This window comes from Bacteroides sp. AF32-8BH, assembly GCF_003435205.1.
Taxonomy (GTDB): Bacteria; Bacteroidota; Bacteroidia; order Bacteroidales; family Bacteroidaceae; genus Bacteroides; species Bacteroides ovatus.
Genome location: NZ_QVLZ01000028.1, coordinates 39,094 through 63,551, shown reverse-complemented (window position 1 = coordinate 63,551; position 24,458 = coordinate 39,094). Strand labels below are relative to the sequence as shown.

The window sequence follows — 24,458 nt, the reverse complement described above, 5'->3', positions numbered from 1 at the left end:
AAGCAGCTTGAGACCCTCTTCCCAGTTCTGAAATGTCTACCCTCATTCAACAAGTGACGTAAAATGAAGTATCAACATACAAATATAGAATAATGAATCGAATAAATACAAATAAACAGGCAGGTAAGCTCGCCATTTTTTTATTTTTTACTTTTCTATCTCTTACAACTATTGCACAGAATAAAGATAAAAAGATTACCATACAAAATAAAAATATCTCATTAAAAGAGGCTTTTGCACAAATTGAAACACAAACCGGATATAGCATCGCTTATGAACAATCGAACCTGAATATCGAAAAGAAGCACTCTTTATCATTCAAAAATGTAACCATTGACAAAGCTATGGCTCAACTATTGAAGGAAACCGGATATGTATATAAGATAAAAGGATATCATATTATAATTTCTTTGCAGGATATCAAACAAAAGACTACTAGCAATGATACACAAAAACTGACTCAAACCATAAGAGGAATCGTTGTTGATTCCAAAACCAATACACCCATAGAATATGCCTCTGTCTGTATAATAGAAGATCCCTCACGGGGAGGTTCGACTGACGGACGGGGAAATTTCCGGATTAATAATATCCCGGTGGGTCGTTATAATATTCAGGCATCTTTTATGGGGTATCGCCCAAGTATCATCAGCGAAGTATCTGTCACTTCATCCAAAGAAGTATTTGTAGAGATTCCTATGGATGAGAATGTACAAGATTTGGCTGAAGTACTTGTCAAGCCGGAAATAAAAAAAGACCGGACTATCAACCCAATGGCTATCACAGGAGGACGTATGATTAGTATTGAAGAAGCGTCCCGATTTGCCAATGGTTTTGACGATCCTGCACGGTTAAGTTCTGCATTTGCAGGTGTAGCAGGAGATGTCGGTACTAATGCGGTTGCCATCCGGGGAAATGCCCCGCAATTTACACAATGGAGACTGGAGGGAATTGAAATACCTAATCCTACTCACTTTGCTGATTTATCAGGCTTGGGAGGAGGATTCCTGTCCGCTTTGAGTACGCAAGTCATCGGCAACTCCGATTTCTACAACGGAGCTTTCCCGGCGGAATACAGCAATGCCTTATCAGGAGTTTTCGATATGCATCTGCGAAATGGTAATAATCAGAAGTACGAACACGCTTTTCAAGTCGGGCTCATGGGGATAGATTTGGCCTCGGAAGGACCTATCAATAAAAAGCGGGGAAGTTCCTACCTGATTAATTACCGCTTTTCTACTACTTCACTGGCATCGGGTAATGACATCAACCTGAAATATCAGGATTTAGCCTTCAAACTAAATTTTCCCACACGTAAAGCTGGAACCTTTTCGATCTGGGGATTAGGATTGATAGACAGAAATAAAGCAGATGTTTTGGAACGTTCCGAATGGGAAACGATGGGAGACCGGTCGTCGGGATATAATAAACTGGAAAAACTGGCAGGTGGCTTAGCGCACAAATATGTACTGGATGAAAATACTTATATCCGTTCTTCTCTATCCGCTACCTATTCCAAAGACCGTTCATTGGCGGACTTACATACCGACGACGCTATTATTAATGTAGCAGATATTCAGAATAGCAGATGGAATTTAGTATTCAATTCATATCTGAATAAGAAATTCAGTCCGAGGCATACCAACAGAACAGGGATTACCATTACGGAACTTAAATATGATCTTGATTACAAAGTCAGCCCTTATTTGGGATTAAACAAACCTATGGAACAAATATCGAAAGGCAGTGGAGAAAGTACAGTCCTCTCGGCATATAGTAGTTCCGTAATAAACTTGAGCAACAATCTGACAACCAGTTTAGGGGTTACCGGACAATATTTTACTTTAAACAAGAACTGGTCGATAGAACCGAGAGTTGCCCTTAAATGGAAAATAAATCCTGCACATTCTTTAGCAGCAGCTTACGGCTTGCATAGCCGCCGGGAAAGGCTCGACTATTACTTTGTTGAACAGATAATCAATGGTAAAAAGGAATCAAACCGGTACCTGGACTTCTCAAAGGCACATCATTTCGGATTCACTTATGACTGGAATATCAATCAGAGCCTACATCTGAAAATAGAACCCTATTATCAATACTTGTTCCACATACCGGTTGAGGAAAACTCCTCCTTTTCGATTATCAATTATGAAGAATTCTATTTAGACCGCATATTGACAAACACCGGAATAGCCAAAAACTATGGAATAGATATAACACTGGAACAATACATGAAAAACGGCTTCTACTATATGATTACAGCTTCATTATTCAAATCGAAATATAGGGGAGGAGACCGTATCTGGCGAAATACGAGACTGGATAAAAGTTTTTTAGTGAACCTGCTCGCCGGAAAAGAATGGATGGTTGGCAGACTCAAACAGAATGTATTAAGTGTAAACGGCCGTCTGTTCTTTCAGGGAGGAGGACGCTATACACCTGTGGATGAAGAAAAAAGTCAGGAAGAAAAAGACATCGTTTTTGACGAGAGCAAAGCATATACTAAACGATTCAATCCATCTATAAACGGTGATGTTTCGATCAGCTTCCGGATCAATAAGAAAAGAGTATCCCACGAGTTTTCTCTGAAAATACTGAATGTGGGTATGCGCACCGGAATGCATTTCTATCAATACAATGAAAGAACGAGTGTAGTAGAAGAAAAAGACGGAGCGGGTCTGATTCCGAACATCAGCTACAAAATTTATTTCTAAATAACTGAACAAGAAAAGGGTTTGTTCACACAATAGACTGACACCCAACAGGCAACTGCTTTCAGTAATTATGGTATAACAATCTGTAATATATATACTAACAAGCTCTCTGAATACCTGTATATTTGCTGCGTGAAATAATTTAGTTATGAATTATATGCGTATCATATTCAAGAAATTCAAAGCACGTATGATTGTAGGATGTATATTAGCTGTAATAGCATTGCTGGCGGTGTCAGTCATTGTTTTTATCAATCAAGCCAGTTTCGGCAGAACTCCCCGTGGGGAACGGCTGGAAAGAGTCATGAAATCTCCTAATTACAGAAACGGAGAATTTAAAAATCAGCATGAAACTCTATTGATGACTTCCGACAGGGGACGTTTTAGCGGAATCTGGGAGTTCATTTTCAGAAAGATAGACGGTTTGCGCCCCGAACAGGCTGTCAAAGCAATAAAAACAGATTTACGCAAGATTGGCCGTAATGAAGAAATATTGGTATGGTTCGGACATTCATCTTACCTGATTCAAACGGGAGGAAAGCGAATATTGGTTGACCCGGTATTTTGTATGGCTTCTCCCGTATCTTTTGTCAACAAGCCATTCAAAGGTACGGAACTTTATACACCGGATGATATGCCGGACATTGATTATCTCGTGATTAGTCACGATCATTGGGATCATTTGGATTACAACACAGTCAAAAAATTAAAAGACCGGATTGGAGCAGTGATTTGTCCGTTGGGTGTTGGCGAACATTTCGAATATTGGGGATTTGATAAAGAGCGTCTGATAGAACTTGACTGGAATGAAGACGCAAACCTCGCTCCGGGCTTTATGATACATTGTTTGCCTGCCCGTCATTTCTCCGGTCGCAGACTTACTGCCAACCAGTCACTTTGGGCTTCTTTCCTGCTAGAAGCTCCTTCACAAAAGATATACATTGGCGGAGACGGAGGATATGATACGCATTATGCAGAAATAGGCAACCGGTTCCCCGGCATCGACCTCGCAATTCTTGAAAACGGGCAATACAACGAAGAGTGGAGCTTAATTCATCTGATGCCCCAATATATGGCACAGACGGCCAGAGATTTAAAAGCGAAAAGAGTTCTGACCGTACATCATTCTAAATATGCGTTGGCCAAACATCGTTGGGATGAACCTCTCAAAAATGCAGAAGAGATGAAGAATAAAGATTCTCTGAATGTATTGATTCCGGAGATTGGAGAGGTCGTGGCATTAGAAAAATAGTGCTTTACCCAATCGGCTAAAGGTTTTCCCGTCTGTTATCAGTGAAATTGGTAAAACATTCTGTAATTTGTATAGTTGAAAAACAAATTTCCCTGATTAACTTTGCAAAGTTGAAATATAGATGGTTCAATCCTGACAGTTTTAGACATTTAGATATAACTACTATAAATTGAAAATTAATTAGTTTATGCTACGTACTATCAGACTTACAACCGCCATTGTGTGCTTTACACTTATTACCCTGCTCTTTCTCGACTTCACGGGTACATTGCACACATGGTTCGGATGGTTGGCGAAAATTCAATTTCTGCCGGCTTTATTAGCCTTGAACATAGGTGTCGTATTGTTTTTAGTTGTACTTACATTCCTGTTCGGACGTATCTACTGCTCTGTTATTTGTCCGTTGGGAGTGTTTCAGGACATTGTTTCGTGGGTATCCGGCAAACAAAAGAAAAACCGGTTCCGTTATTCACCAGCAATGAAATGGTTGCGGTATGGCGTTTTAGGAGTATTCATTATTATGATGGTTGCAGGATTGAACTCTTTGGCTATCTTGCTGGCACCGTATAGTGCTTATGGCCGGATAGCTTCCAGTCTTTTTGCACCGGTCTGGCAATGGGGAAACAACCTGTTGGCGTACTTCGCCGAACGAGTGGATAGTTATGCTTTTTATGAGGTAGATGTATGGATGAAGAGTCTTTCGACGATGCTGATTGCCATTGTTACCCTTGTTGTTCTTTTCATTCTGGCGTGGCGCAACGGACGAACCTATTGTAATACGATCTGCCCGTAGGCACTGTATTAGGGTTTATATCCAAATATGCGATATTCAAACCGGTAATTGATACTTCCAAATGTAATAGTTGCGGTTTGTGTGCCCGCAATTGCAAAGCATCGTGTATTAATCCGAAAGCTCATGAAATAGATTATAGCCGTTGTGTAACTTGTATGGATTGCATCGGAAAGTGTAAGCATGGAGCCATTACATACACAAGACGGAAACCTAAGAACGAAACAGCTACGAGCGAAGATACGAAAGTAAAGTCTGTCACTACTGAACAGGTAGACAATGCCCGTCGTAGCTTCCTTTCAGCATCGGCCATTTTTGCAACAACTTCTGTACTGAAAGCACAAGAGAAAAAAGTAGATGGAGGATTGGCTACTATCGAAGATAAAAAGATTCCCCAAAGAGAAAATCCTATCTATCCTCCCGGTGCATTAAGCGCACGCAATTTCACTCAACATTGCACAGCCTGCCAATTATGTGTCTCTGTTTGTCCCAACCAGGTATTGCGCCCATCGGACAACCTATTGACATTGATGCAACCGGAAATGTCATACGAACGTGGGTATTGCCGTCCCGAATGTACTAAATGTTCGGAAGTTTGTCCCGCCGGCGCTATTCATCTCACCAGTCTTGCCGAGAAATCAGCTATTCAGATCGGACATGCCGTATGGATTAAAGAGAACTGTGTACCTTTGACAGATGGAATGGAATGTGGCAACTGTGCCCGCCATTGTCCGACAGGTGCCATACAGATGGTAGCTTCCGATCCTGAAAAAACAGATTCTCCAAAGATTCCGGTAGTAAATGTAGAAAAATGTATCGGTTGTGGAGCGTGTGAGAACCTTTGTCCGTCCCGTCCTTTCAGTGCCATTTATGTGAGCGGACATCAGATGCATAGAATTATTTGATCTAAATCAGTATAAGATTATGGAAGATAAAAATAAGAAAGATATAAATAGAAGAGATTTCATTAAGATTGTAGGTATTAGTGCAGCCACGTCGACAGGGCTATTATACGGATGCTCTTCAAAAGGTACTTCCTCTTCAAGCAGCGCAACAGGAGAAGGAGAGGTGCCTACCGATAAAATGACTTACCGCACGTCTCCGACTACCGGTGACCGTGTTTCACTCTTGGGATATGGTTGTATGCGTTGGCCTCTTAAAACTGCTCCCAACGGTAATGGTGAAGTAATCGACCAAGATGCCGTGAATGGACTGATTGATTACGCAATCGCTCACGGAGTAAACTATTTCGATACATCTCCGGCATACGTACAGGGCTTTTCCGAAAAGGCAACGGGTATTGCATTGAGCCGTCATCCCCGTGACAAATATTATATCGCCACCAAGTTATCCAATTTCTCTCCCGATACATGGTCTCGTGAAGCATCGCTCAAGATGTACCACAAATCGTTTGCAGACCTGCAGGTAGATTACATTGATTATATGCTGCTTCACGGCATCGGCATGGGAGGAATGGAAGCCCTTAAAGGACGCTACCTGGATAACGGAATGCTTGACTTTCTGGTGAAAGAACGGGAGGCAGGACGTATCCGCAATTTGGGATTCTCCTATCACGGGGATATCGAAGTGTATGACTATCTGCTTTCACGGCACGATGAATTCAAGTGGGACTTCGTACAGATACAATTGAACTATGTAGACTGGAAACATGCCAAAGAAACCAATACCCGGAATACGGATGCTGAATATCTGTATGGAGAACTGCATAAACGAGGAATTCCATCTATCATCATGGAACCGCTTTTAGGAGGTCGTTTGTCTAAATTGAATGACAACCTGGTGGCACGGCTCAAACAACGCCGTCCGGAAAGTAGTGTCGCTTCCTGGGCTTTCCGTTTTGCCGGTTCATTTCCGGACATTCTGACTGTGTTAAGTGGCATGACTTATATGGAACATCTGCAAGATAATCTCCGCACTTATTCTCCTTTGGAACCGTTGACAGATGAAGAAAAAGAGTTTCTCGAAGAAACGGCACAATTAATGTTGAAATATCCAACGATCCCTTGCAACGACTGCAAATATTGTATGCCATGTCCGTATGGGTTGGATATACCTGCTGTGTTGTTACATTACAACCGTTGTGTCAATGAAGGTAATGTCGCCAGAAGCGGACAGGATGAAAATTATGCGAAAGCCCGACGCGCTTTTCTTGTCGGATATGACCGCAGCGTGCCTAAACTTCGTCAGGCAAGCCATTGCATCGGTTGTAACCAGTGTGTGGCACACTGTCCGCAGAACATTGATATTCCGAAAGAGCTGCATCGGATAGATCAGTTCGTAGAACAATTGAAACAAGGTACTTTATAAAAAAAAGATGGAAGAATTAATCAATTTACTACATACGGGAGGATATTCCTGTACTATTGCCAACAAAGGAGAAATCCGCACTTTCACTCAACGCGGTGTGGCTGATATCTATGATTTACTGACTCAGGAACCGGAGTTTCTTAAAGGAGCCTCGATTGCTGATAAGGTGGTTGGAAAGGGAGCTGCCGCCCTGATGATTCTGGGAGGTATCAAAGAGTTATATACTGATATTATCAGTACCAAAGCTCTGGAGTTGCTTCAGAAATCAGATATAAAAGTTGATTTTACAGAGGAAGTACCTTTTATCTGGAACCGTAACCATACAGAAGGATGTCCTGTAGAGACAATGTGCAGCGAAGTGGAATCAGCAGAAGAAATATTACCACTGATCCGCGATTTTCTGGAAAAGATCAGAAATAAGAAGTAAAAAGAAGAAACTTGAAACACGAAATAAAGTATGAAAAGAAATACAGCCTGTTTATTCCTGTTCGGTAGCTTGCTTTCCCTCTCGGGAATGGCACAGACTAAAAAGGATAGCATACAGGCCGGAAGAAATTATATGATTGATGAAGTCGTAGTCACCGGAACACGTAATGAAACCGATGTGCGTCATCTTCCGATGACCATTTCCGTAGTCGGCAGGCAACAAATTGAGAAAAGATATGAGCCTTCTCTTTTGCCGTTGTTAACGGAGCAGGTACCGGGATTATTCACTACCAGTCGTGGCATCATGGGATATGGCGTATCTACCGGAGCTGCAGGTGGCATGAGCTTGCGTGGTATCGGTGGTAGTCCGACAGCGGGATTATTGGTACTGATTGACGGTCATCCCCAGTACATGGGGTTGATGGGACATCCGATAGCGGATGCTTATCAATCTATGATGGCAGAGAAAGTGGAAGTTTTACGTGGTCCTGCATCTGTACTTTATGGTTCGAATGCCATGGGTGGTGTGATTAATATTGTTACCCGTCGGCAACAGGAAGAAGGTGTGAAGACGAATATGCAAGTTGGGTACGGTTCATATAACACGTTGCAGACTGAATTTTCCAACCGTGTCAAGAAGGGACGTTTCAGTAGCGTCGTAACCGGATCATATAATCGTACAGATGGACATCGTCCCGATATGGGATTCGAGCAATATGGTGGATACGCAAAGTTAGGTTATGATATCAGTTCTTTCTGGAAAGTATGGGGAGATGTGAATGTAACCCATTTTAATGCTTCCAATCCGGGGACTATCCAAGTACCACTGATTGACAACGATTCTCGTATCACTCGTGGAATGACATCGTTCGCTTTGGAAAATCATTATGAAAAGACTTCAGGAGGTTTGAGCTTTTTCTATAACTGGGGACGACATAAAATCAATGATGGCTATCAGATAGGAAAAGAACCGCAAAAATCACATTTCAACTCTAAAGACAAAATGCTGGGTGTATCATGGTATCAGAGTGCCACTTTCTTTACCGGTAATCGTTTGACCGTAGGATTTGATTATCAACACTTCGGAGGTGAATCATGGAACAAAGTACTGGCTACGGGTGAACATACTCCAGGAGTAGACAAGCAAATGGATGAGTTTGCCGGATACGTTGATTTCCGTCAGGATATCAGCAGTTGGTTCTCACTGGACGCAGGTATTCGTGTAGACCACCATTCACACGTAGGTACAGAATGGATTCCACAAGGCGGACTGGCTTTTCATTTACCCAAGAATGCAGAACTTAAAGCAATGGTCAGCAAAGGATACCGTAATCCAACCATTCGTGAGATGTATATGTTTCCTCCTGCCAACCCGGAATTGAAACCGGAAAAACTAATCAACTATGAACTTTCCTATTCACAACGTCTGCTGGAAGGGGTATTGTCCTATGGAATCAGCCTTTACTATATCAATGGCGACAATCTGATTATGTCAAACGGACTCTTTCCTCCATTGAATATCAATTCCGGAGAGATAGAGAATTGGGGAGTTGAAACGAATATAGGCTACCACATCAATTCACATTGGAATGTGAACGCCAATTATAGCTGGTTGCACATGGAGAATCCCGTTCTTGCTGCCCCCGAACATAAATTGTATGCAGGGGCGGACTATACTTCCGGACGTTGGAGTATATCGACTGGAGTACAATATGTGAAAGGACTTTATACTTCTGTTGTAAAGGGTAGCGAGCAACAGGATCATTTTGTTTTATGGAATTTTCGTGGGAATTATCGTGTCTGCCGTTTCGCTAACCTCTTCATAAAAGGAGAGAACCTGCTGGCACAGCGTTATGAAATAAATGCAGGTTATCCCATGCCCAAAGCTACGTTTATGGGTGGTATTAATTTGAACTTTTAAATAATAAAATGATATGGAATCAACTACTGTAAAACTCTATTCGCTGAATTACGGCAATGTGAGAACTTATCTGGCAGCCTCGTTATTCATCGTTGGCAACATCCTTTTTCCCCAATTTTTTCATCTCATACCGCAAGGAGGAATAACCTGGCTGCCTATCTATTTCTTCACACTGATCGGAGCTTATAAGTACGGATGGAAAGTCGGTCTGCTGACTGCTGTTCTTTCCCCTATTATCAACTCCTCACTTTTTGGTATGCCGATGCCGGTGGTGCTGCCTGCTATTTTATTAAAGTCCGTATTGCTCGCCATTGCTGCCGGTTGGGCCGCACAACGTTTCGGACGTATCTCCATCCCGGTATTGGTTGGCGTAGTACTTACCTATCAAGTTGTAGGGACATTGGGAGAGTGGATGTATATAGGAAATTTCTACAATGCCATTCAGGATTTCCGCATTGGAATTCCCGGAATGTGCCTGCAAGTATTCGGAGGTTATTTATTCATTAGATATTTGATTCGCAAATAACTTCCTTATCAATAACCGCTTTTCCCTGAAAAGAGTTATAAGCCTTGAAAAAGAAAGTTCTCCTCTGTTATGGGTATCTATAACAGAGGAGAACTTTTTTAAATACAACGTATCTATTCGCTTTTTATTTATCAATCTTCTTCGTCATCTTCCAGTTCAGCAGAGGGATTGCCTCCTTCTTTAGCATACCTGCTCGGACTCATCTTATAGTATTTTTTGAATACTTCCCGAAAATATTTAGTTTCAGAGAATCCAACCATGTCTGAAATCTCATTAATAGCATATTCACCCTCTTTCAATAACTCGGTAGCACGTTTCAAACGCATCCCCCGAATAAACTCTGTCGGAGACTGTCCCGTCAATGCTTTCAATTTACAATAGAAACTGGTACGGCTCATGCCACTTGATTCACAGAGCACATTAACGGAAAATTCAGGGTTGTTTATATTCTCATCCACGATTTTCTTTACATTTGATATAAACTTCCAATCAAGGCTGTTAGTGCCGTTTGCAGACGGAACCATCGTTTTTTCTATATCCAGATTGGCATATCTCATGCGCAACAGTTCCCGGTTTGCCAGTAAGTTAGCAATATTTGCCCGCAGAATTTTCACGCTGAAAGGTTTGATGAGGTATTCGTCCGCACCAATGGACAAACCGTCAAGAATATTATTTTCATCTCCTAAAGCTGTGAGCAACAATACAGGAATATGTGAAGTCTCAATATCACTTTTGATAGCGACACACAATTCGTCTCCTCCCATCTCCGGCATCATAATATCAGAAAGTACCAGTTCCGGCCAAAACTCTTTTATAATAATCAATGCTTCCTTTCCATTGGCACAAGCTTGTACATTATATATAGAAGATAATGAACTGACCAGATAAGAACGTAACTCATCATTGTCTTCTACAACCAGAATCCGTCGTGAATTTGGATTATCTATGGTAGCAGTTGCTTTTGCAGGTACATTGGGGGTAGGTAGGACAGGAGCCAACGCTTCAAATTTAGAGGGTGCTTCCTCACCGGTATTTTGAAAGTTCTTATTGCTTTTCGGAAAGACTATTTTGATTGTCGTGCCTTGATGTTCAACACTCTCTACACTAATCTTACCACCATGAAGGCTGACCAGTTTTCCCACCAGCATTAATCCTATACCACTACCTGTCACTTTGGAGTTAATGGCATTGCTCGCACGAAAATGTAGCTTGAACAACTTACTTTGTTCACTGGCAGGAATACCGATACCTGTATCCTTGATAATCACTTTCCATGAATCGTTCGTATCAGATACAGAAATGCTGACCTTTCCACTTTCCGGAGTATATTTTAGCGAGTTCGATATTATATTCTTCAAAATAGAATCCATCTTCTCCTTATCAAACGATACATTCATATAGCTGAAAGTACTCTCGTATGTATATTCAATGCGCTTAATGGCTGCATAAGAAGAGAATGTATCATATATTTCATTCATATAAGTATTCAGCTCATACTCAGAAACACTCATTTTAGAGGAATATACATCAGTTCGTTCAAAATTAATCAGATTGCTGACCAGTCGCAGAAGAACTTCCACATTCCTCAATGCAATGTTCGTACGGGTTATCCCGTTGTCGGTAAGATTCTCTTCTTCCAGCAATTCCTCCAAAGGTGCTTTTATCAAAGTTAACGGAGTACGTATATCATGAGCTGTATTAATGAAAAACTGTGTTTTTTCATCAGATATATTTTTTTGTTTTCTTAGATTTATCACACGTAGAATGAAATAAAATCCTCCGATCACAAACAAGATATAGCATAAAATAGCCCACCAACTCGACCAGAAAGGTTGTGTGATGATGATTTTCATACTACGTTCCTGAAAGACAACATCATGTTCTTCTCTGGATACTGCACGTACATGAAGGGTATATTTACCTGGAGGTAAATTGGTGAAACGAATCAAATTATTAGTTCCCGGTTGTGTCCATTTCTCATAAAATCCTTCCAGTCTCCAAGAGTATAATGCATTCTCTGGAGAATCATAGTTGATTGTAGAGACTTCGAATGAAAACGTATTCTCATCATATTTGAGTTCCAATACATCCGTTTCATCAATACTTTTCTGTAAAGGAGAGTACTCAACACCCGGATAAACAGGTTGATATGAAAGATAAAAGTTACTGAATATCAGTCTGGAAAACTTATACTTTGGAAACTTTACATCCTCCGGAAATTCAATCGCTCCATCCGCACTTCCAAATACAAAGCCTTTATTTTTACGCACTGCTCCTGCAGATGCATTAAAATAGGCAGGTAACAATCCTTCTCCTCTAGTCCAGTTAGTGAATATCTTCTCTTTAGTATGAAAACAGGTAATTCCATTCTCTGTACTCATCATTATACGCCCGTTCACTTCCGGCAGTATTGTAAATATCCTGTTTGAAACCAGGGCAGAATTATCAGAAAAATAGTGCTTGAATGTTTTATTTTGATGATTGTACACAAATACTCCCACACCATTTGTTCCGATATATAGCAAGCCATCATCTGCCTGATAAAGCGTATTGATATAAGCAGCTCCTATTTCCATTTCAATAAACTGATATTCACCGGTATTTCGATTTAATAAATACAATCCTCCAACGGTTCCGATCCACATATTGTCTTTGTCTTTTTCAACAATCGATGTGATAGAATTCAACCCCGGATATAAACGAACACTGTTAGTCGCCAGATTAAAACATTTTAGATTATAGTACCCTCCCGACCAGATATATCCTCTCGAATCCTTAACTATATCACGAATATACTTATCCGGGCGCATATTGACGTGAGAAAGCAGGTAAGGAGAGAAGTATTCAACCGACAATGTATTCTTGTTTATTTTATAAATGCCAGAAGTAAATCCCCCTGCCCATATAATACCGGGAGATACTTCACATAAAGTAATAAAGATATGGTTTTTATCTTTTATCTGTTGGTCAAAAGAACTTAGGAACGAGTGCCATTTACCAGTTTTTGACTGATAAAGACTAATACCATTACTGGTTCCAAACCATAAATCGCCATCCTCGTCTTCAATAACCGCATGTACCTGATCGTTGATTAGCGATTGGTGATTACCCATGGAATGTTTCATCCAATGATAATTTTCATAGCGGTTATCCATTATTGTGATCCCGGTAGGATAATTGGCGAGCCATATTCGCTTTTCTTCATCTACAAAGACATCATTGATGTTATTTCCGTTCATTTCATTATAACTCTGATAGTTGGCTACAATGTAATGTTCCAGTTTACACGTGTTTACATCAACTTTATATACTCCCATCCCTTCGGTTGCAATCAACAGTTCCGTTTCATTCAAAGGGCTGATACGAGCTATGTTTACGTCACTAAGGTCAGCGTCCGGCCGTATAATTTCCTGCGTATTCGTATCATACACAAAAAGTCCTCTTTCAAATGAACCGATAAACAGTCTTTTTAATTGCTGGTGAAAATACAGTTCACTCACCTGAGCATGGAAATAGTCTAATGTTTCAACAGGTATAATCTCTAAAACATTATTTTCCTGTTTGACATATCGTACGCCTGCCTCCGTTGCTATAAAGAAATGGTGCTCATCTATTTGCTCTATTGCCGTGATACTACTGTGAAGCACATTAGGGAATTGGAAGATACGAGCATCTTTAATATTATAAAGCAATACAGTATCCTTGCGACATAACCAAATATTATTATTCCGGTCCAAATAACCACAGCTAATTGTTTCAGAAGTATCCGGTAATCTATATACCATTCTGAAATCATCTTTATTAGCGTCATATTGAAAGATTCTCCCTTGCTTGCCAATCACCCAGATGCCTATATGCGGTTCTGTATACAGCCATCCCAGACGTATGGGAGCGTCTAAAGTATTACCTTCTTTATTTAATTTATAGTGTTTTATATCTTTACCGTTGTATCGGTCCATCCCTTCATTTGTAAGGAACCACATATAGCCCTGAGCATCTTTCTGAATATTGAATATCCGGCGATTGCTCAAGCCATCTTCTATTCCTATATATTTGTATGTTTGTGCTGTAACCCAAACAGGAAAAAAGAGAAGAATATATACAATGTATTTCATATAAACAGTTGTTTTTTAAACTACTTCTAACGATCATATAAACATAACAGTTAACGAAACTAGACAAAAGCAATGACAAATGCAAAGAAATAGGAGAGATTCTACAAGAAAACATCTATTTAGAAACATTTTTATTTCCAAAGTTGATTATTTACTTTGCGAAGTTGATTTATCTGAAAGTGTTCTTTTGCTATATGTTATAATTAGCGCATGTTTTGTTTTTGTTAATTTAACTAATCAGATTTGATTCCAGTTTCTTCTTATAGACCCATATACTTATTGTAAAATAAATAAGTGCCTGTATCCAGAGAGTTATATATTCCGGTCTGATATCAGCCATACTGGCTCCCATAGAATTCAGTTTCACAAAAGCGAGTGTGCCTGGTGCAGCAGGGAAAATGTAATGGGCCACTTTCCAATACCAAGGCATTAGTTCCATTGGATAGGAAACGCCGGAAAGAAAGATTAATCCTACGGAGAAGAAAGCGATCATGAGTAGGGGAGCCTCAGAATCCGTAAAATACCTGGACGCAGCTAATCCCAGGAAAGAAGTTGCCATCAAATATGGAATCAATAATAGTACGATGTACAATCCGTTTCCAATATTGGGGATACTGAAAAAGTGAGGGAGTAAGCCTAATAGAAAAAAGGCAAAGATGGCATAAAGAGCACAGTACACGGACGTTTTTCCTGCCACTATACGAATGGCAACTCCCCAGCCATACCCAAAAGGAGTATATGCGCGGATTCCTTTACTACTGTATTCTTCTCCGGTCACCATGCCAATAACCATCAGTAAGGTCTGGAAAATTATAATCATCATGACTGCCGGAATAAGATAGGAACCATATCCTTCGGTATAATTGTAGAGTGCAGTGCCTTCCACATTAATCGGTTTCGCCATAGCTACGGCAAGCAATCCTTGTGGTGGAAGAAACACCGCTTCATCTGGCCGGTATTTATCATTAATAGCCAGCATGACACGTGAAGAAGCACCTTGCAAAGCTTCGAAATACAAGAAGGCATCAGTAGTTGCATAAAGGGAAAATACGGCTTCATCTCCCCGGAACACCCGTTCCTCAAAATCATGAGGCAGGTAGAGTATTCCCTGTACTTTGCCTTCTTTCATCCATTCTTTTGCTTCGTGATAGTCCATAGCCTGACTAAAAATCTCTGCTTGGGGAGTAGCATCCAGCCAACGGATAAAATCACGGCTCAATTCACTGTGCGAATTGTCGACTACGGCAACAGGTACATCGGTTACAATATTCGGTGCATACATATAATTGTAGAGCAACCCGTAAACGAAGATTCCTCCCATCAACACCAGTAAAACCGCATAACTGGTACTGATAGCTAGAAATTCACGACGAATGATGAATGACAACTGTTGTAACTTACTTAATGTTTTCATACTTATGACTTTCTATAGCTCGTTTTAAATGAGGAAGCAGCGACAGGGCCAGCAACGGGAAGATACAGAGTATCACAGCCGACGGCCAAAGATGGATAAACCCACCGCCTCCATAGAGCATGGTTTGCATCATTTCCGTAAAATGACGGACAGGGAACAAATTGGAAGCATCCCTCACCAACGGATACATATTGGGAACCGGAAAGGTTACTCCGGACAAAGTAGCCCCCAGAGAACCTACCATAGAAACTACACTTATAACCAACGATATTGCCGGAAACAGCGAGAATAAAAACAGCCCTAAAGCCTGTGTTGCAATGATGAAAAGCACAGTCATGATATTCATTAACCACCAACTCCCCTGAAAAGGAATATGCAAAATACCAAACATGACGTAATTAGCCAACCATCCTATCAGTATATATATAATGGTATAAGGTAATAATTTACCTAAAACAGCTGTCACTATATTGCCTTTTGCAGTCGCCAGCCAATCATCTGCTGTGCGGAACTTGATTTCAATGCCAACCGCATACACGGTAATCAACAGAATCAAAACCTGAAACAGCACAAAGAAAAAGGGCTGACTTAAATATACCGAATAATCCAGACTAGGGTTATATATCGGATGGTTATTAGCCTGTACGGGTAATAAAAAGGTGGTAATCTGATCCTGTTCTACTCCGAGTGCCATCGCTTGCATCACCACAGGAGAAAGAGCCACCGGAGCTAAGGAAGTTTCGAATGCCGCCATCAACTCACCACCTACCGACATTAATGCATAATGATAATAGTAGGAGAGTGTTGCATTCTTTCCGGTAATCGCATTCTGTTCAAATTGGGGAGGTATGGAAAGATATCCATAAATCTCTTTCTTTTGCACAGATTCACGGGCAGCTGCTTCATTTACAAAATGCTTTGTCACTTTAAAAGTTGGTACGGCAGAAATATTCCTGACTATCGTCCGGGAAGTAGCAGTATTATCCTGATCGACAATACCAATAGGAATGTTTTCCATCTGTCCGTTACCAAAGATCGTAGCCATAAAGAAAAGGGTGAACAATGGCAAGACAATGCAGACACCAAAATAAAGGCGCCGTGAAGTCATTCGCCGCCACTCTCTGAGCAGTACGGAACGAAAAGGGGAATATGTTTGTGATTCATCCATTCTCTGGTTTATTTGATGTCGATTAATCTAAAGTCAATAACACGGACATGCCGGGACGCAAGTCATCCACCTTTTGGGTTGGACGGGCATGAATCTCAAAGGTACGTAAGTCATAACTTCCGGTTTGCTTGGTTGATTTCCAGGTAGCAAAACTGCCTAGCGGACTAATATAATAGATTTTGAATTCAATATTTTTTTTACCGATAGCGGGCACATCCGCAACAAATGTTTCGTCCATTTTAAATTGCGGCATCAGATCTTCCCGCACGTTAAGAACAACATGTATATCATCCATCACCACCAAATTCATAATGGGAGTTCCCGGTGCAACCAACTCTCCACGTTTAGGGAAGATTGTTGCTATCTGACCGTTTTCCGGAGCGGTCAACCGAGCATCGACCAGCAAAGCCGAGACTTCATCCACTGTGCTTCGAGCAGCATCCACCATGCTGGCAGCAGACGCTTTATCTTCTTTTTGTGCACCATCTACAGCCATCTGATACTGTTCATAGGCAGCACGTTCGGCTGCTACAGCCGCTTTATACATAGCTTCTACTTCATCCTTTCTTTGAGAAGTAATGACACTGTCCTTATATAAAGTAAGAATACGGTTGTAAGTTGTCTGGGCGAGAGTAAGATCGCTCTTCGTTTTATTCCATAATTGCAGTGCAGTAGCCACGATCTGACGACGGGTTCCGGCATCTATTTTCTTGTTCTGTTGTACTGCCACCTGTTCCAAGGCATTCACTTGTTGATACTTGGCATGTACTTCAGGGCTATTAATGACGACAAGAGTATCTCCCCGGTGTACCCAGTCTCCCTCCTGAACGAAGAAAGTGTCGATACGGCCGGGAAGTTTCCCACTGATACGGATTTCTGTTGCTTCAGCTTGTCCTTGCAAGACCAGCGGCTGTTTATGCATTAATATAACTCCCAAGCCGGTGAAAATACCGACAGCCAGAAGAATGATGACAAAAGCCCATGATAGGGTTTTACTAGTTGGTTTCATTGTTTGTTACGGTTTAGGTTGATAGTTTGCAAATTGTTCCGGTGTGCCACAAAGCGAGAGTAGATTCATTAGTGCCACATCATATTCATAATATGCTGCCAGGCGAGCCACTTTTACACTGGCAAGCATGGTTTCAGCATCAATAACTTCGGTAGAAGTTGCCATCCCTTCTGTAAATGATTTCTTTCGGATGCGTACCAATTCTTCACTTAAGGCAATCGTTGCATTTAAAGCTTTTACATTATCCTGTGCCTTTTCCAGCTGCGTATAAAGCTTATCTACCCCAACAGCCAGATCATCACGGGCTTTCATCTGCCCTAAAGCCAGAGTTTGTTCCGTTAATTTCGATTGCCGCACTCTTTTTTCACGATCCAGTCCGTCAAAGAGGTTCCATGTAAAACCAATGCCTACCATGGTACGCGGTAATAAATTACTCTGAATACCATGCGAATACAAGGTCTGTTTTCCAAAAAGGGCTATATTCGGCAAATAGCCGCTTTGAGCAATCCGCACTTCTTGTTTGGCAATATGCTGCTGCAGCTGTAATTGGTTGAGTGTATAGTTCCCACTGTTTACTGAAAGATCAAATAGCATTTTAGGTGGCAATGAATCATTCATAAAAAGGGGAGAGGTAGGAATGATATTGGCATCTGCATCCTTTTTATTCAGCAAAACCTTTAAGGCACTTTGCACTACTGTTTCTTCTTTTCGCGCAGCTTCCAATGCACGTTTGGCTTCATCCATATTTACCTGGGCAAAAAGCCTTCCTGCTTTGTCAATCATTCCTGCTGCCTCTAACTTCAAGGCATTTTCATAATGTTTCTTCAATCCGTTGTAGGTTTCTTCACGAACCGTCACAATTTGTTGTGCCAGTCGAAGCCCGTAATAGCTTTCAACCAATAAACTTTGCTGATTGGCCGATACCTGTGCCCGACTTTCCCGTGCCAGATCAACCATCGTTCTTCCGATGTTGGTGGCATGAAAACGCTTACCACCGGAAAAGAGTACCCACTCGGCTGATAAATCAACAGTTGTCAAATTTCTTGGAGTCAAAGGAAATATAAGGGTATTTGCCCCAATTTGATCCAGTATAGACGAAATGATCTGGTCATCCGGAATAATGGAATGTACAAAGTCTTTAGCCGGATCGGTAAACTGCGATAAAGGCTGTTTAACTTCGATCTTCTCCGACATGTGTACAAACGCACCTGTAGACTGAAGACTGGGATACCAAAAAGCATTCAACTTATCACGTTCAGCCTTCGCAATCTCAATACTCTTATCCGCTATTTTCAGACTCTGATTTCCTTGATTCAACAGATGCAGTGATTCTTCGAAACTTAATGGTATCTGTGCATCTATCTGACCGATGGAAAAATACAAAGTCAATAGTATACAAAGTCGCTTATTTTTTTTCATACTGGTTAGGTTATATCTGAATTTGAGATATTCTAACAGATGAAAAGAGAGGTTTGTTCATCAGAAAGAATATAGCAATACAACAAAAGAAGGTTTCAACGCTTTTTTATAAGATGTTCTATTTTTCATCTTCTCTTTGAATCACGTTTGTATCATTTCTATCAGATAGAAAAAATGATGCATAAAATAATGCAAGTATATGCAATAAGCGTGTTATTAATGGATATAAACTACTTGATTATACAAAATATAAATGCATATTGGAGTTGTTTCTTTAAAGGAAAAGCTCTGTTCCTTTAAATGGAACCAACCGTTGGTCGGTGAGAAGCGTGTTCTCCCTTTAAAAGAAAGCTACCAAACAGCCCATAAAGTACCAGTTTGTCTCTAAATCTTATTTATTTTGCTAGAAACTAAATCTGTCAATTTGAAATAATATAAGCAACTTTGTTCTCACATATTCAATATTCATTCTCTATTTAGAACCTAGTGATAGATTATTCACTAAAATAGTTTATATCTGAATCTTATTAACCGGAAATCCTGGAATTTTTTCTATAGCGACTATCGCCAATCTGTATATTTTTAATTATACGGGCTACTAATATGCGTTTTTTCATATCCGGTTGTTTTTCATCAAAACAAAAGAATTGAAGAGGCTTTAATTTCTCTTTTTTCTTGCATTAAAATTTCTGCGATTTTATTTGAGATATAAAAATTATGTTTACCTTTGCATCACCATTTCATAAGGCTTTTGAGTCGAGAAATGCAGTAAATATGCGGTAATAGCTCAGTTGGTAGAGCACTAGCTTCCCAAGCTGGGGGTCGCGAGTTCGAGCCTCGTTTACCGCTCTTTTGAAAATCAGGTGGTTATCTTAAAAAAAACTGCCTGATTTTTTATTTTTCAAGCCCCCTTTTCTATGGTTTTATCTATTATCGGACGAAACCTAAACTGAACATATTGTAGAATAACCCTAATTGAATAACCAATATGGCTAAGAAAATAGAGAAATATCTCCCCGTAGATTACAGTGACAGTTTTTCCATAGAAGTTACAGAAAATCGTTTGTCTCCTAAAGATATTATTTTAAAAGTCTTTGCTCATAACCCCGCTTGGCTCCGAATGTTGTATGCAATAAGGGCCTGTTTAGTCAAACCTTTCGGTATAGAAACTAAAGCTATTGAAAGTGAAGAACTTATTATAGAGGAAGACAAGCAAGAAGCAATTATGAGAAAAGACGATAAACATTTATTGTTTTATGTCGATATTTTCATTACGCCATTGGAAACAGGAAAACAAATGATTGAGGTTACCACATTAGTAAAATACCATAATTGGGTAGGAAAGGCTTATTTCTTTTGTGTAAAACCTTTTCATCGGATCATAGTGCCTTTAGTTCTCAAAAAAGCGCTATGCTGAACAAGCACAGTCGCGGATGCAACTATATAACGAATATGAAAAATGAGATATGTAATATAGAAGTACATGACTTTAGAAAATTAATGCATGAAGAATAGGGCAGTTCATGCATTTTTCGTATTTTTGCACCCTGTTTTAACACTCAAGAAAACTTTAAATAGAAAAATATAATGGCAAAAGAACTGAAAGACCTTACCAAACGTAGTGAAAACTACTCACAGTGGTATAACGATTTGGTGGTAAAAGCTGATTTGGCAGAACAGTCTGCTGTGCGCGGATGTATGGTGATTAAGCCTTACGGATACGCTATCTGGGAGAAAATGCAACGTCAATTGGACGACATGTTCAAGGAAACAGGACACGTAAATGCATACTTCCCGCTATTAATCCCGAAATCATTCTTAAGCCGCGAAGCAGAACACGTAGAAGGGTTTGCGAAAGAGTGTGCCGTAGTAACACATTATCGTTTGAAGAATGCGGAAGACGGTTCAGGAGTTGTAGTAGATCCTGCAGCTAAATTGGAAGAGGAATTGATTATCCGTCCGACATCAGAAACAATCATCTGGAATACTTATAAGAACTGGATTCAGTCATACCGTGACCTGCCTATTCTCTGCAACCAATGGGCGAATGTTTTCCGTTGGGAAATGCGTACCCGTCTTTTCCTGCGTACTGCCGAATTCCTGTGGCAAGAGGGACATACCGCTCATGCTACCCGTGAAGAAGCAGAGGAAGAAGCAATCAGAATGTTGAATGTATATGGTGAATTTGCAGAAAAATATATGGCTGTTCCCGTTGTAAAGGGAGTGAAATCAGCCAATGAACGTTTTGCAGGTGCACTTGACACTTACACAATAGAAGCCATGATGCAGGACGGAAAAGCATTGCAAAGTGGTACTTCCCACTTCCTGGGACAAAACTTTGCAAAGGCATTCGATGTTCAGTTCGTTAACAAGGAAAACAAGTTGGAGTATGTTTGGGCTACTTCATGGGGTGTTTCTACTCGTTTGATGGGTGCATTGATTATGACTCACTCGGATGACAACGGATTGGTATTACCTCCACATTTGGCTCCGATTCAGGTAGTAATCGTTCCTATCTATAAGAATGACGAACAACTGAAACAAATTGACGCTAAAGTAGAAGGCATTGTAGCTAAGTTGAAAGCATTGGGTATCTCTGTGAAATATGATAATGCAGATAACAAACGCCCGGGCTTCAAATTCGCTGATTATGAATTGAAGGGTGTACCTGTTCGTTTGGTTATGGGTGGTCGCGATCTTGAAAACAACACTATGGAAGTGATGCGCCGTGATACACTGGAAAAAGAAACGGTTACTTGTGAAGGCATTGAAACATACGTTCAGAATTTGCTTGAAGAAATGCAAGCTAATATCTACAAGAAAGCATTGGACTACCGTAACTCCAAGATTACAACAGTAGACACCTATGACGAATTTAAAGAAAAAATCGAAGAAGGCGGATTTATTCTGGCTCATTGGGACGGAACTACCGAAACAGAAGAAAAGATTAAGGAAGAAACCAAAGCAACTATTCGTTGTATTCCGTTCGATTCATTTGTTCCGGGCGACAAAGAACCGGGTAAATGTATGGTTACAGGTAAACCATCTGCTTGCCGTGTCATATTTGCACGTTCTTATTAAATAGAAATTGTATATCATTATAAAAAGGATGAAAGCGATTGAATCGTTTTCATCCTTTTCTTTTTTTCCTTCCATATTATATTATTTATGGCCTATCCTAACAGTTCATTAGACATTCAATAGTTATTTCAAGCTCTTTTTTCAATCCATTTCAGTTTTATTTCAGAAATATCCCTTTTCTTTGTAGTATGTAAAAAAGAAAGGAGACAAAATTATGAAGATATTGATTGTAGAAGACGAACCCTCTTTGAGAGAACTGATTCAATGTTCACTTGAAAAAGAACGTTACGTTGTAGAAACAGCCAGTGACTTCAATTCTGCTCTACGCAAAATTGAAGATTACGACTATGATTGTATCTTATTGGACATCATGCTACCGGACGGAAGCGGACTTGATCTTCTTGAACGACTGAAAGCTCTCCATAAGCGGGAGAACGTGATTATTATTTCCGCGAAAGACTCTCTGGAAGACAAAGTTTTGGGATTAGAACTGGGAGCGGACGATTATTTGCCAAAGCCATTTCATTTGGTTGAACTAAATGCACGAATTAAAAGCGTGATTCGTCGCCATCAGCATGATGGAGAGATTGATATCCGCCAAGGCAACGTACGGATAGAACCGGATAAATATCGTGTATTTGTCAACGAGCAGGAAGTGGAACTAAATAGAAAAGAATATGATATCCTGTTATATTTTATCAATCGCCCTGGGAGATTAATCAATAAAAACACTTTGGCCGAATCAGTGTGGGGAGACCATATCGATCAGGTCGATAATTTTGACTTCATATATGCACAAATCAAGAATCTTCGCAAAAAGCTCAAAGATTCCGGTGCAACTATTGAAATTAAAGCAGTCTATGGATTTGGGTATAAAATGATAGTAGAATAAAAAAGAAAGAAATTATTGTCCATGAAATTAATATATTACATCATTCTTCGTATTACTCTTGCTCTGACCCTTATACTGACGGTCTGGGCTATCTTCTTTTATGTTACGATGATCGATGAAGTCAACGATGAAGTGGATGATGCTTTGGAAGATTATTCGGAAACCATCATTATCCGGGCATTGGCAGGAGAGGAGCTACCTTCTAAAACCAATGGCTCCAACAATCAATATTATATGATGGAAGTAAGCAAAGAGTATGCGGAAAGCCGGGAGGATATTCAGTATAAAGACTCTATGGTATACATTGAAGAAAAAGGAGAGACCGAGCCGGCACGTATTCTTACTACTATCTTTAAAGATGATGAAGGACGATACCACGAGCTGACAGTATCAACTCCCAGCATTGAAAAAGACGATTTGAGAGATGCCATCCAGGTGTGGATTATATTTTTATATGTAGCTTTATTATTCTGCATTATTATCATTTCCGTATGGGTATTTTACCGGAATATGCGACCGCTCTATGTACTTCTACACTGGCTGGACGGTTATCAAACAGGAAAAAGAAATAAACCTTTGAGTAACGATACTCAAATCACGGAATTCCGGAAATTAAATGAGGCTGCCATTCGTTATGTGGAACGTACGGAGCAGATGTTCGAACAACAAAAACAGTTTATCGGAAATGCTTCACACGAGATACAAACTCCACTTGCTATCTGCCGTAATCGATTGGAAATGTTGATGGAAGATGATTCGCTATCAGAAAAACAACTGGAAGAACTGATGAAAACGCATCAGACTTTAGAATACATTACTAAATTAAACAAATCCCTATTATTGCTTTCCAAGATTGATAATGGTCAGTTTACGGATACCAAAGAATTGGAACTCAATGTACTTCTCAAACAATATCTGCAAGATTACGAAGAAGTTTATGATTATCGCAACATAGAAGTCACGATAGATGAACAAGGCGTTTTCAAGGTGACAATGAACGAATCCCTGGCTGTTGCTTTGCTCACTAACCTCCTGAAAAATGCATTTGTACATAATATTGATGGAGGACATATCCGAATCACCGTTACTAAGAACGGTATTACTTTCCGAAATTCGGGAGTGGAACATCCGCTGAACAAGGAACATATCTTCGAACGTTTCTATCAGGGTAGCAAAAAAGAAGGATCTACAGGGCTGGGATTAGCTATAGCCGATTCCATCTGTCGTTTGCAACATCTGAATATAAAATATTACTTCGAGCAGAATGAACATTGCTTCGAGATTTCCCAATCATAAGATTCATCTGAAAAACACAGAGGACACGGATTTTAAGTGAACGACCTGTCGGTTATCATAAAACCAATTTGTCAGGTATATCCATCCACCTGTTTCTCCGTGTCCTC

15 protein-coding genes, 1 tRNA gene and 1 pseudogene are annotated in these 24,458 nt (G+C 40.2%); 12 read left to right on the top strand and 5 right to left on the bottom strand.

Features of this window, described 5'->3' with window-relative positions; translation table 11 throughout:
- The first annotated feature begins 92 nt into the window (after positions 1–92).
- The 7 genes and pseudogenes from DWZ47_RS19530 to DWZ47_RS19500 all read left to right on the top strand — a co-directional run bounded on the left by DWZ47_RS19530 (position 93) and on the right by DWZ47_RS19500 (position 9,957).
- Positions 93–2,714, top strand: coding sequence for a carboxypeptidase-like regulatory domain-containing protein (locus DWZ47_RS19530; RefSeq protein WP_117514326.1), 2,622 nt, complete (start codon positions 93–95; stop codon positions 2,712–2,714).
- A 148-nt stretch (positions 2,715–2,862) separates the two neighbouring features.
- A complete protein-coding gene (locus DWZ47_RS19525) occupies positions 2,863–3,966 on the top strand; it encodes an MBL fold metallo-hydrolase (protein WP_004318262.1) in 1,104 nt (367 codons plus the stop codon).
- A 187-nt stretch (positions 3,967–4,153) separates the two neighbouring features.
- Positions 4,154–5,661, top strand: a pseudogene (locus DWZ47_RS19520) (4Fe-4S dicluster domain-containing protein).
- Between the two features lie 19 nt (positions 5,662–5,680).
- Positions 5,681–7,084, top strand: a complete 1,404-nt coding sequence (locus tag DWZ47_RS19515) for an aldo/keto reductase (protein WP_074559036.1) — start codon at positions 5,681–5,683, stop codon at positions 7,082–7,084.
- Positions 7,085–7,091: 7 nt separating this feature from the next.
- A complete protein-coding gene (locus DWZ47_RS19510; protein WP_008775685.1) occupies positions 7,092–7,511 on the top strand; it encodes a DUF1893 domain-containing protein in 420 nt (139 codons plus the stop codon).
- 30 nt (positions 7,512–7,541) lie between these two features.
- Entirely contained in the window at positions 7,542–9,431 is a 1,890-nt protein-coding gene (locus tag DWZ47_RS19505; RefSeq protein WP_032849461.1) for a TonB-dependent receptor, read from the top strand.
- A gap of 13 nt (positions 9,432–9,444) precedes the next feature.
- Positions 9,445–9,957 carry a hypothetical protein gene (locus DWZ47_RS19500; RefSeq protein WP_004296005.1) on the top strand — a complete coding sequence of 171 codons (513 nt, stop codon included), beginning with the start codon at positions 9,445–9,447 and terminating at the stop codon, positions 9,955–9,957.
- A gap of 131 nt (positions 9,958–10,088) precedes the next feature.
- On the opposite strand, the gene DWZ47_RS19495 is transcribed toward DWZ47_RS19500, so the two are convergent.
- The 5 genes from DWZ47_RS19495 to DWZ47_RS19475 form a co-directional block, all read right to left on the bottom strand.
- Positions 10,089–14,072, bottom strand: coding sequence for a two-component regulator propeller domain-containing protein (locus DWZ47_RS19495; protein ID WP_117514324.1), 3,984 nt, complete (start codon positions 14,070–14,072; stop codon positions 10,089–10,091).
- A 229-nt stretch (positions 14,073–14,301) separates the two neighbouring features.
- Positions 14,302–15,486 (bottom strand): ABC transporter permease, encoded by a 1,185-nt coding sequence (locus tag DWZ47_RS19490; RefSeq protein WP_115484640.1) that lies wholly within the window; start codon positions 15,484–15,486, stop codon positions 14,302–14,304.
- On the bottom strand, positions 15,470–16,654 hold the full coding sequence (locus DWZ47_RS19485) for an ABC transporter permease (protein ID WP_004306085.1): 1,185 nt from the start codon (positions 16,652–16,654) through the stop codon (positions 15,470–15,472). The genes DWZ47_RS19490 and DWZ47_RS19485 overlap by 17 nt, the downstream gene beginning before the upstream one ends.
- Before the next feature lie 22 nt (positions 16,655–16,676).
- Positions 16,677–17,663, bottom strand: a complete 987-nt coding sequence (locus DWZ47_RS19480; RefSeq protein WP_004296000.1) for an HlyD family secretion protein — start codon at positions 17,661–17,663, stop codon at positions 16,677–16,679.
- A gap of 6 nt (positions 17,664–17,669) precedes the next feature.
- Positions 17,670–19,082 (bottom strand): TolC family protein, encoded by a 1,413-nt coding sequence (locus DWZ47_RS19475; RefSeq protein ID WP_009041125.1) that lies wholly within the window; start codon positions 19,080–19,082, stop codon positions 17,670–17,672.
- A 776-nt stretch (positions 19,083–19,858) separates the two neighbouring features.
- Here DWZ47_RS19475 and DWZ47_RS19470 point away from each other — a divergent pair.
- From DWZ47_RS19470 to DWZ47_RS19450, 5 genes are all read left to right on the top strand, one after another.
- Positions 19,859–19,931: transfer RNA gene (locus tag DWZ47_RS19470), tRNA-Gly, on the top strand.
- Between the two features lie 139 nt (positions 19,932–20,070).
- Complete coding sequence (locus tag DWZ47_RS19465) at positions 20,071–20,499, top strand: DUF2867 domain-containing protein (protein ID WP_008647529.1); 429 nt, start codon at positions 20,071–20,073, stop codon at positions 20,497–20,499.
- A gap of 170 nt (positions 20,500–20,669) precedes the next feature.
- Positions 20,670–22,163 (top strand): proline--tRNA ligase, encoded by a 1,494-nt coding sequence (gene proS / locus DWZ47_RS19460; RefSeq protein WP_007752799.1) that lies wholly within the window; start codon positions 20,670–20,672, stop codon positions 22,161–22,163.
- 214 nt (positions 22,164–22,377) lie between these two features.
- A complete protein-coding gene (locus DWZ47_RS19455) occupies positions 22,378–23,055 on the top strand; it encodes a response regulator transcription factor (RefSeq protein ID WP_004295994.1) in 678 nt (225 codons plus the stop codon).
- Between the two features lie 21 nt (positions 23,056–23,076).
- The gene (locus tag DWZ47_RS19450) at positions 23,077–24,351 is read left to right on the top strand and encodes a sensor histidine kinase (RefSeq protein WP_004295993.1); all 1,275 of its coding nucleotides are present in this window, start codon (positions 23,077–23,079) and stop codon (positions 24,349–24,351) included.
- Positions 24,352–24,458 lie beyond the last annotated feature (107 nt).